10 protein-coding genes are annotated in these 10,011 nt (G+C 67.9%); 4 read left to right on the forward strand and 6 right to left on the reverse strand.

The window, feature by feature from the left end:
* Positions 1-32 precede the first annotated feature (32 nt).
* Entirely contained in the window at positions 33-1,205 is a 1,173-nt protein-coding gene (locus tag NA10_RS17500; protein WP_067568997.1) for an acyl-CoA dehydrogenase family protein, read from the forward strand.
* Between the two features lie 218 nt (positions 1,206-1,423).
* Positions 1,424-2,236: an enoyl-CoA hydratase/isomerase family protein gene (locus tag NA10_RS17505; RefSeq protein ID WP_067568999.1), complete on the forward strand. Its 813-nt coding sequence runs from the start codon at positions 1,424-1,426 to the stop codon at positions 2,234-2,236.
* Between the two features lie 9 nt (positions 2,237-2,245).
* Here NA10_RS17505 and NA10_RS17510 read toward each other — a convergent pair whose 3' ends face one another.
* The 6 genes from NA10_RS17510 to carD all read right to left on the reverse strand — a co-directional run bounded on the left by NA10_RS17510 (position 2,246) and on the right by carD (position 7,164).
* The gene (locus NA10_RS17510; protein ID WP_067569001.1) at positions 2,246-2,524 is read right to left on the reverse strand and encodes a DUF4190 domain-containing protein; all 279 of its coding nucleotides are present in this window, start codon (positions 2,522-2,524) and stop codon (positions 2,246-2,248) included.
* Between the two features lie 176 nt (positions 2,525-2,700).
* The gene (rlmB, locus tag NA10_RS17515) at positions 2,701-3,684 is read right to left on the reverse strand and encodes a 23S rRNA (guanosine(2251)-2'-O)-methyltransferase RlmB (protein ID WP_067569007.1); all 984 of its coding nucleotides are present in this window, start codon (positions 3,682-3,684) and stop codon (positions 2,701-2,703) included.
* Between the two features lie 267 nt (positions 3,685-3,951).
* On the reverse strand, positions 3,952-5,352 hold the full coding sequence (gene cysS / locus NA10_RS17520; protein WP_067569010.1) for a cysteine--tRNA ligase: 1,401 nt from the start codon (positions 5,350-5,352) through the stop codon (positions 3,952-3,954).
* 116 nt (positions 5,353-5,468) lie between these two features.
* Positions 5,469-5,936 carry a 2-C-methyl-D-erythritol 2,4-cyclodiphosphate synthase gene (gene ispF / locus NA10_RS17525; RefSeq protein ID WP_067569048.1) on the reverse strand — a complete coding sequence of 156 codons (468 nt, stop codon included), beginning with the start codon at positions 5,934-5,936 and terminating at the stop codon, positions 5,469-5,471.
* 14 nt (positions 5,937-5,950) lie between these two features.
* Positions 5,951-6,673 carry a 2-C-methyl-D-erythritol 4-phosphate cytidylyltransferase gene (ispD, locus tag NA10_RS17530; protein WP_084514854.1) on the reverse strand — a complete coding sequence of 241 codons (723 nt, stop codon included), beginning with the start codon at positions 6,671-6,673 and terminating at the stop codon, positions 5,951-5,953.
* A gap of 2 nt (positions 6,674-6,675) precedes the next feature.
* Positions 6,676-7,164: an RNA polymerase-binding transcription factor CarD gene (carD, locus tag NA10_RS17535; RefSeq protein WP_067569016.1), complete on the reverse strand. Its 489-nt coding sequence runs from the start codon at positions 7,162-7,164 to the stop codon at positions 6,676-6,678.
* A 304-nt stretch (positions 7,165-7,468) separates the two neighbouring features.
* Between carD and NA10_RS17540 the strand changes: the two genes are divergently transcribed.
* Both NA10_RS17540 and radA read left to right on the forward strand, forming a co-directional pair.
* On the forward strand, positions 7,469-8,125 hold the full coding sequence (locus tag NA10_RS17540) for a copper chaperone PCu(A)C domain-containing protein (RefSeq protein WP_084514858.1): 657 nt from the start codon (positions 7,469-7,471) through the stop codon (positions 8,123-8,125).
* A 465-nt stretch (positions 8,126-8,590) separates the two neighbouring features.
* Positions 8,591-9,994, forward strand: coding sequence for a DNA repair protein RadA (radA, locus tag NA10_RS17545; RefSeq protein WP_084514856.1), 1,404 nt, complete (start codon positions 8,591-8,593; stop codon positions 9,992-9,994).
* Positions 9,995-10,011 lie beyond the last annotated feature (17 nt).

The following is a 10,011-nucleotide window of genomic DNA, read 5'->3' on the forward strand; positions in this document are numbered from 1 at the left end:
CGCACGCATCCCGGACTGAATGGTGACCACCGATGATCGATTTCACGATTCCCGCCGAACTCGCCGCCGAACGCGATCGGGTGCGGCAGTTCGTCATCGACAAGATCGTTCCCTACGAGCGGGATCCGCGGCTGACCGCGCACGGCCCCACCGACGAATTGCGCCAGGAACTGGTGGAATTGGCGCGCGCGGAAAAGCTGCTCACCGTGCAGGCCCCGGTCGCGCTGGGCGGGCGCGGGCTCAGCCATATCGAGCAGGCGGTCCTCTACGAGGCGGCCGGCTGGTCCACCCTCGGCCCGGTCGCCATGAACTGCGCCGCCCCCGACGAGGGCAATATGTTCCTGCTCTCCAAGGTCGCGAATCAGGAGCAGATCGAACGCTTCCTACAGCCGGTCATCGACGGTCAGCAGCGCTCGGTCTTCGCCATGACCGAGCCGAACGGCGCGGGCTCGGACCCGAATCAGCTCAGCACCGAGGCCGTCTTCGACGGTGAGAACTTCACCATCAACGGCCGCAAATGGCTGATCACCGGTGCCGACGGCGCGAAGACCTGGATCATCATGGCCCGCCTGGCCGACAACCCGCACCTGCCCGCGGGCCCGACCCTGTTCCTGTGCGACGGCGACACCCCCGGCATCGTCATCGAACGCATCATGAACACCATGGACCGCAATTACGTCGGCGGTCACGCGGTGGTGAACTTCGAGAACCTGGTGCTGCCCGCGGATTCCGTGCTCGGCGAGACCGGTCAGGCATTGCGCTACGCCCAATTGCGTTTGGCCCCGGCCCGTCTCACGCACTGCATGCGCTGGCTGGGCGCGGCCGAGCGCGCCCAGTCCATCGCCGTCGACTACGCCAAGACCCGCACCGCCTTCGGCAAGACCATCGGCGAACATCAGGGCGTCTCGTTCATGTTGGCGGACAACGAGATCGCACTGCATCAGTGCCGCCTCACCATCTGGCACGCCTGCTGGCTGATGGATCAGGGCGAGAAGGCCCGGCACGAGAGCTCCATCGCCAAGTCCTATGTCTCGGAGGAGCTGTTCAAGGTCACCGACCGCTGCGTCCAGGTGCTCGGCGGCATCGGCATCAGCGATGAGACGGTGGTCGAGATGATCTTCCGCGATATGCGCGCCTTCCGGTTGTACGACGGCCCCACCGAGGTGCACAAGTACGCCATCGGCCGCAAGATCCTGCGCGGCTGAGCCGCCTCCCCGCGACCTCTGCCGGTCGCCGGGTGCGGCGGGACTGTCGCCGCGGCCCGGCGGTCGGCGATTCGGCTCGGTTCGAGGTGGTCGGGGAGTTACCCCGAACCTCACGAAATCAGTTGGTCGCGTTCACCGGGCACCGGCCGCGGAGTTGCGCGGAGGGCGGGATCGGAACCCGGGTGTCGCTCGGGCGGGGTGCATTAAGATCGGCGCGTATGAGCTCGGAACTGCATGTGGACGTGTCCGACGGGGTCGCTGTGCTCACGCTCAATCGGCCCGCTCAGCAGAACGCGCTCACCCCGGCGATGGCATTGGCGCTGGGGGTGGCGCTGCGGCGCTGCGATACCGAGGACGCCATCGGCGCGGTCGTCATCACCGGCACCCCGCCCGCCTTCTGCGCGGGCGCGGATCTGTCGTTGAAGGTCGGTGAGGTGAACGGACTCATCGATCCGCCGCCGTTCCGGATTCGCAAACCCGTCATCGCCGCGGTGAACGGGCATGCGGTCGGCATCGGGCTGGAGATCGCGCTGCAGTGCGATCTGCGCTATGTGGCACGCGATGCGGTGTACGGGCTCAACCAGGTTCGGCGCGGCGCGCTCGCGGACGGGTACGCGCATTGGACGCTGCCCCGGCTGATCGGCAGCGCCAATGCCGCCGATCTGCTGCTCACCGGTCGCACTTTCGACGGTGACGAGGCCCGCGCGCTCGGTGTGGCCAACTCCTGTCTGCCCGCGAGCGAGGTGCTGCCCACCGCGCTGGCGGTGGCGCACGATATCGCGCACGGTTCGGCCCCGCTGCCCGTCGCGCTGTCCAAGCGGCTGCTGTGGGAGGCGCCCACCATGACCCCGGAGACGGTGGGCCGCTTGGAGACCGAACTCAACGACTACGTGGCCAAGAGCGCCGACGGCGGTGAGGGCGTGGCCGCGCTCAAGGATCGCCGCTCACCCAAGTGGACCGGCAGCATCAGCGCGGAATGGCCGGCCTGGGATGCGGTGACCGGTGGCGAAGCCCGTCCCGGCCTCGACTGAGCTTGCGGCTCAAGCCCTTCCGCTGATGGCCAGCAGCAGGAACAGGATTCCGAAGATGACCATCAAGATGGTCCCGATGATGCCCAGCACATAGCCGACCATCACCTGCACGCGCCCGCCGTACGCACCGCCGGACGCCTCGATGTCATTGAGCGCCCGCCGTCCGAGGGCCCAGGCGATCGGCCCCAGTGCGCCACAGCAGAACACGCTGAGCGCTCCCAATAGCAACACCGCCGTCGCATTCTCGTGCTCGGTAGGCGCGCCGATGGGCTGCTGAGGGATCACCACAGCGTGATTTTACGTTCAGCACCCGCCCCCCGGCATGCGGACGCGCGGTCTTGCCCCGCGACAGTTCACCCGGTCGTGGGTCGGATATGGCAAACGCCCCGCTCCGGGTGGGGAGCGGGGCGTTCGGTGAATGCTATTTTCCCGCAGCGGGTTTCGGGTCCGCTCGCGGTTTCGGCCTAGATTCGGCGCTGGCGGGCCACATCGGCGAGCACCACGCCCGCCGCGACGGAGGCATTGAGCGACTCCACCGGACCGGCCATCGGAATGCTGATGATGGCATCGCAGGTCTCGCGCACCAGGCGCGAGAGCCCCTTGCCCTCGGAGCCGACCACGATGACCGTCGGTGTGCTGCCGTCGAATTCGTCCAGATGGGTATCGCCGCCCGCGTCCAGGCCGACGATCTGGTACCCCTGGCTCGCCCAATCCTTCAGCGTTCGAGTCAGATTGGTGGCACGGGCGACAGGCAGCCGGGCCGCCGCACCCGCACTGGTCCGCCACGCGACCGCCGTGACGCTGGCGCTGCGGCGCTGCGGGATCACCACGCCGTGCCCGCCGAATGCCGCGACCGAGCGGATGACCGCGCCGAGATTGCGCGGATCGGAGATATTGTCCAGCGCCACCAGCAGCGCCGGTTCGCCCGAGGCGCGCACCCGCTCCACCAGATCGTCCGGATGCGCGTACCGGTACGGCGGCACCTGCAGGGCCAGGCCCTGGTGCATGGCGTTATGGCTCATCTTGTCGAGGTCGGTGCGCGGCAGTTCCAGGATGGAGATCCCGGTATCGGCGGCGATCTTCACCGCCTCGGTGAGCCGGTCGTCGTTCTCGGTGCCGACGGCGACGTACAGCGCGGTCGCGGGCACCCCGGCGCGCAGGCACTCCACCACCGGATTGCGGCCGAGCACCAACTCCGGGCCCTCATTGTCCTTGCGCCCCGGGATCGGGCGGCCCGCATTGCGGCCGCGCGCGGTGCTCGCCGCCGAGGCCGCCTTGGCCGCGGCCTTGGCGCGCTTGGCCGCGGGATGCTTGGTGCGCTCCACAGCGGGCGGGGTCGCGCCCTTGCCCTCGAGTCCCCGGCGGCGCTTACCGCCGGAACCGACGACCTGCCCCTTCTTGGTGCCGGTCTTGCGAATCGCACCGCGTCGCTGTGAATTGCCTGCCATTACTTCGCCTTCCGTATTACGCGGGGATCCCGCAGTCGGCCGGTCACGGGAGAACCCGCGCCACGTCGATCATGCGGGATACCTGCATCCGGTCGGCGCAGCGAACGGCTGCGCCCCTATCTGTGCCGCCCGGCGCCGGCGTCCATGCCGTCATCGGGGGCCGTGCCTGTGCTGCCCGTGCGGGCAGATGTCCGACCCGGCGGGTGCGCCGCGTCGAATGCGCCTCGAGTGGTTCGAGACCGGTTCGGCCGGACATCCCGGCCGAGGTCAGCTTTCGTCCTTGGTCAATGCCCATTCCGGTCCGCGCGGGGTGTCGGTGACCTCCACGCCCGCCGCCTTGAGCCGATCTCGCACCGCGTCGGCCGCGCCCCAGTCCTTATCGGCCCGGGCCCGCTGCCGCCGCTCCAGTTCCGCGCCGATCAGCACATCCAGGGCCGCGATGGCCGCGGACGAGTCGGCCGGTGCGGCCCAGTGCGGATCGAGCGGATCCACACCGAGAATCCCGAGCATGCCGCGCACCTGTCCGGCGAGCGTGCGCGCGGTAGCGAGGTCATCGGCGTCCAGGGCCCTATTACCCTCGTTCACCGCACCGTGAATCTCGGCCAGCGCCTTGGGAACTCCGAGATCGTCGTCCAGCGCCTCGGCGAAACCGGGTGTCCAGCCGCCGAGCGGAACCGCGCCGGCGCGCTCGCCGACCCGCAGCACGAACGATTCGATGCGCTGATAGGAGGCCGCGGCCTCGGACAGCGCCTTATCGGAGTACTCCAGCATGGACCGGTAGCCCGCACTGCCCAGATAGAACCGCAATTCCACCGCGCGCACGCCCACCCGCTCCAGCACCGCCGGAATGGAGAGCGTATTGCCGAGCGATTTCGACATCTTCTCGCCGCTGAGCGTCACCCAGCCGTTGTGCAGCCAGTACCGGGCGAATCCGTCACCGGCCGCCTGCGACTGCGCGATCTCGTTCTCATGGTGCGGGAAAATCAAATCCATTCCGCCGCAATGTATATCGAATTCCGCGCCCAGATAGAACTCGGCCATGGCGGAGCATTCCAAATGCCAGCCCGGGCGTCCGGGACCCCACGGCGAGGGCCAGCTCGGCTCACCGGGTTTGGCGGCCTTCCACAGCGTGAAGTCGCGCGCGTCCTTCTTACCCTTACCGGCGCTCTCACCCTGGTGCACGTCGTCCAGCTTGTGCCCGGACAACTTGCCGTAATCGGGGAAGCTCAGCACATCGAAGTAGACATTGCCCTCGGACGGGTACGCGTGCCCGCGCTCGATGAGCCGCTCCATCATCTGCACCATCTGGGTGATATGCCCGGTGGCGCGCGGCTCGGCCGAGGGCGGCAGCACGCCGAGCGTCTCGTAGGCGCGATCGAAGGCGCGCTCGTGCGTGGCCGCCCACTCCCACCACGGCCGGCCGTTTTCGGCGGCCTTGTTCAGGATCTTGTCGTCGATATCGGTGACATTGCGGATGAAGGCCACATCGAAACCGTTGGCGCTCAACCAGCGTCGGAGCACGTCGAAGGCGACGCCGCTGCGCACATGCCCGATATGGGGTTCGCCCTGCACGGTCGCGCCACACAGGTACACCGAAGCGTGGCCGGGGACCAGCGGCGTGAATTCACGCAGGGTCCGCGTCTCGGTGTCGAAAAGGCGCAGAGTCACGACAGAGCATCCTAGCTGGTGAGATATGGCGGATTACGGGCGGATACGGCTCGGAGTTCACCTTGACCGGGGATTTCCGAATCAGCGGGGGTGGACTCGGAATCGGCGGTGGTGATTCAGGACCGACAACAGAGCAGCGCGGTGGCGACCGACGCCACGCCTTCGCCGCGACCGGTCAGCCCGAGGCCGTCGGTGGTGGTGCCGGAGACCGACACGGGTGCGCCCAGAATTTCGCCCAGCACCTTTTGCGCCTCGGCGCGGCGCGGGCCGATCTTGGGTCGATTGCCGATTACCTGTACAGCCGCATTGACAATTGTGAATCCGGACTCATCCAGCAGGCGCCGGACTTCCTTCAGCATGGCCCCGCCGGACACACCCTCCCATTCGGGGCGGCCGGTGCCGAATACCGCGCCGACATCACCGAGACCTGCCGCGGAGAGCAGGGCGTCGCACAGGGCGTGCGCGGCGACATCACCGTCGGAGTGACCGTCGCAGCCGCTGTCACCGTCGAAGAGCAGGCCGGCCATCCAGCAGGCGCGGCCGGGCGCGATCGGGTGCACATCGCTGCCGATGCCCACCCGCATGGCGGTGGGATCGATCATGGCGTGGTCACCGCCTTCCGCGCTCCGTTCGAACTGCCCTGGGCCACCAGTGTATTGGCGAGTACCAGATCCAAGGGCGTGGTGATCTTGAAGGCCAGTGCGTCACCGGGCACCGTACGCACGACCGCGCCGAGCAGCTCGACCAGGCCCGCGTCATCGGTCGCCCGGGTGCCTGTCGCATAGGCCGCGCGCAGCAGTCGCGCCTCGAAGCCCTGCGGAGTCTGGATGGCGCGCAAGCCGGCGCGATCGGGGGTTCCGGTCACCGCGCCCGCGGCGTCCACGGATTTGATGGTGTCGGTGACGGGCAGCGCCGGGACCACGGCCTGCGCACCCGCGCGCAGTTCGGCCACCACGCGCGCGATGAGCGCCGGGGGAGTGAGAGCGCGGGCGGCATCGTGCACCAGCACGAAGTCGGCGTCGGGTGCGGCATCGAGCCCGGCCCGAACGGAGTCGGTGCGCTCGGCGCCCCCCGGCACGACATGGACGGGGGTGCCGGAAACGGGCAGCAGCGCGCGGGTCTCGTCGAGGAGTTCAGCGGGCACCATCACCACAACTTCGTCGACGGACCCGGAGGCGATCAGACCTGCCACGGCGAGTGCGAGCATGGGACTGCCGCCGACCGGAACGAACGCCTTGGGCCTGTTCTCACCCAGGCGCACGCCCATGCCAGCGGCAGGAACCAGCGCGACAACACGGCTTTCACCGTGTGATGCGTTCACGATCAGGAAGCCGCGGCGAGAACCTCGTCGAGCAGGGTCTCGGCACGAACATCATCTGTGCCCTCCGCGAGTGCGAGTTCACCGACGAGAATCTGCCGGGCCTTGGCCAGCATGCGCTTCTCACCGGCGGACAGGCCGCGGTCCTGCTCCCGACGCCACAGGTCGCGAACGACCTCGGCCACCTTGTTCACATCGCCGGAGGCGAGCTTCTCGAGGTTGGCCTTGTAACGGCGAGACCAGTTGGTGGGCTCTTCGGTGTGCGGTGCGCGGAGCACCTGGAAGACCTTGTCCAGGCCCTCCTGGCCGACGACGTCGCGGACGCCGACATACTCTGCGTTCTCTGCGGGAACCCGAACGGTCAGGTCGCCTTGAGCGACCTTCAGGACCAGATACTCCTTTTGTACACCCTTGATGGTGCGGGTTTCGATTGCTTCGATCAGCGCCGCTCCGTGGTGGGGGTAAACGACGGTGTCTCCGACCTTAAAAATCATGTGTCCCGTGCCCCTTTCGATGTTCACAGTTTAACATGCGACTCGGTAACGGCGCGATCAACGGCGCAGGTCAGGGCCACAACGAGCCGGCGGTGGGGGTTGACAACCGCCGAAGTGTGTGCATCTTGTTGTGGCATAACGGGATACCGCGCAGTTGCGTTCGGAGACTTATGCGCGAGCCTTCAACGCATACGCGACTTTCCGTATAGCCGCCCCCTCGAGAGGCGTGGGAAGCAACGCATTACTCTTCTTGACTACTACTCTGCATAGTGGAGTGAGACCGGTCGACATGGAGGAACAACCCGTGACTGCCCTGAAAGCCACCACCGCGTCCAAGACGCGCAGGCGTGCCATGACGGTTGCTGCACTCGCTGCGGGCGCGGTGCTCGCGTTGACGGGTTGCGGCGCCGGTCAGATCTCGCAGACCGCGCACCAGGTGGCGGCCGTGAATGGCAATTCCGCCAACGTCGGCAAGGTCGCCCTGCGCGATGTCCGCTTCCTGCTGCCGCAGACCGAGGAGTACAGCAACGCCAAGGGCGGTAAGGCCGTCCTCGCGTTCAGCGCCGCCAACCTGGGCGAGGCCACTCCGGACGAGCTCGTCGGCATCACCACCGACCTGGGCCAGGTGAGGATCAACGGCAAGGCCGAGATCAAGCCGCAGAGCACCCTGGTCTCGGATTTGTCCACCGCCGCCAAGGAAGAGCACGGTACGACCACCACCACCGTCGCGCCCGACCAGCACGGCACCGAGGCCGCGAGCGACAAGACCTCGAATCCGAACCAGAAGCCGCTGCTGGTCGAGGTCACCGCGCTGACCAAGGACGTCACCCCCGGCCTGACCTACCCGGTCACCTTCATCTTCAAGGAGGCGGGCACCGTGGTCATCAACGTCCCGGTCGACGCCGGTTCGAACAACCCGCGCCCCGAGCCCGCCAAGGAAGAGACCAAGTCCGGGCACTGAGTTTTCTGCCTCCGCTTCGCTCCGGTGGGTCGCGGCCCTGGTGACCCCGCTTCTTCCCTCGCTCCGCTCCTCCGCTTCGCTTCTCCGCTCCGCTCAGTCCAGAAGCGGGGCGGGCCGCGACTTTGAGCGGATGTTGTCCGGGAGTGAAGTCGAATTCGCTTGAGTTTTGGCCTCTGCTTCGCTTCGGCGGGTCGCGGCCCTGGTGACCCCGCTTCTTCCCTCGCTCCGCTCCGCCGCTCCGCTCAGTCCAGAAGCGGGGCGGGCCGCGACTTTGAGCGGATGTTGTCCGGGAGTGAAGTCGAATTCGCTTGCACCGCACCCGCTTCGGATATTCGAAGCGGGTGCGGTTGTTTTTCGGCGGGGAAATTGTCCCGATGCGTGTTTGCCGGGCGTGTCGGAATGCGCGCCGACGGCCCGCCGCACACGCTGCGCGTTTCTGTCGGGGGCGGTTATTAGGCTGCGCGCGTGGCCAAGGTGAAATCGCTGTATCGGTGCGCTGATTGCGCGAATGAGGTCGCCAAATGGGTGGGGCGGTGCCCGGCATGCGAGGCATGGGGCACGGTCGAGGAGGTGGCGGCATCCGCGGCCACGGTGTCGTCGGGGCGGCGGGCCATGTTGCCGAGTACGGCGGCCACCCCCATTTCGAATATCGACTCCAAGACCACTTTCGCGCGCACCACCGGTGTGTCGGAGTTGGATCGGGTGCTGGGCGGGGGCATCGTGCCCGGCTCGGTGGTGCTGCTGTCGGGGGAACCGGGGGTCGGCAAGTCGACGCTGTTGCTCGAGGTGTCGCATCGATGGGCGCGGGCGCGCGATGAGATCGCGCTGTACGTGACCGCGGAGGAATCGGCCGGGCAGGTGCGGTTGCGGGCGGATCGCACGGGCGCGGTGCACGACAAGGTGTATCTGGCGGCCGAATCCGATCTGGCCACCATCCTCGGGCATGTCGAACAGGTGCGGCCGACGCTGCTGGTGGTCGATTCGGTGCAGACCATGCTGGCCGCGGATGTGGACGGGGTGATCGGCGGCGTCACCCAGGTGCGCTCGGTGACGGCGGCGCTCACCTCATTGGCGAAGGCGACCGGTATCGCGGTGCTGCTGGTCGGGCATGTCACCAAGGACGGTTCGGTAGCGGGTCCGCGCACGCTCGAGCATCTGGTGGACGTGGTGCTGCAATTCGAGGGGGACAAGCATTCGACGCTGCGCATGGTGCGCGGGGTCAAGAACCGATTCGGCAGTACCGACGAGGTGGGCTGCTTCGAAATGCGCGAGGCCGGAATCGCCTGTGTGGACGATCCTTCCGGGCTGTTCCTGCATCACCGGGGTGCGGCGGTGCCCGGTACCGCGGTCACGGTCGCCATGGACGGGAAGCGGCCGATGCTGGGCGAGGTGCAGGGCCTGACCGTCGACACCCAGGTGCCCGCACCGCGCCGCGCGGTGAGCGGACTGGATTACAACCGCGTTTCCATGGTCCTGGCTGTCCTGCAGAGCCGCTGCGGGGTCTATGTGGGCAAGCAGGACGTCTACGCCGCCACCGTAGGCGGTATGCGGCTCACCGAGCCCGCAGCGGATCTGGCTGTCGCGCTTGCCATTGCGAGCGCGAGTCAGGATCACGCGCTGCGGCCGGGCATGGTGGTGCTCGGTGAGGTGGGGCTCGCGGGTGAGGTGCGTCAGGTGACCGGATTGACCCGTCGCCTGGCCGAGGCCGAGCGGTTGGGTTTCACCGAGGCCCTGGTCCCGGTCGGCGTGGATCGCGCCGGGCGCAGCATGAAGGTGCACGAGGTCGCGGACCTCAGTGCGGCCCTGGCCGCCTCCGGCCTCCGCCATCCGCGGCGGGCACGGGCCAAGGCCGGGGCCGAGGAGGACTGACGGAGGTCCCACCGTGC

This window comes from Nocardia acidivorans NBRC 108247 (genome assembly GCF_001625085.1).
Lineage (GTDB): Bacteria > Actinomycetota > Actinomycetes > Mycobacteriales > Mycobacteriaceae > Nocardia > Nocardia acidivorans.

Excerpts from the sequence above, each read along its gene's own strand:
- rlmB (WP_067569007.1), bottom strand. The coding sequence starts at position 3,684 with ATGGCAGGCAATTCACAGCGACGCGGTGCGATTCGCAAGACCGGCACC.
- NA10_RS17500 (WP_067568997.1), top strand. The coding sequence starts at position 33 with ATGATCGATTTCACGATTCCCGCCGAACTCGCCGCCGAACGCGATCGG.
- carD (WP_067569016.1), bottom strand. The coding sequence starts at position 7,164 with ATGATTTTTAAGGTCGGAGACACCGTCGTTTACCCCCACCACGGAGCG.
- NA10_RS17505 (WP_067568999.1), top strand. The coding sequence starts at position 1,424 with ATGAGCTCGGAACTGCATGTGGACGTGTCCGACGGGGTCGCTGTGCTC.
- ispF (WP_067569048.1), bottom strand. The coding sequence starts at position 5,936 with ATGCGGGTGGGCATCGGCAGCGATGTGCACCCGATCGCGCCCGGCCGC.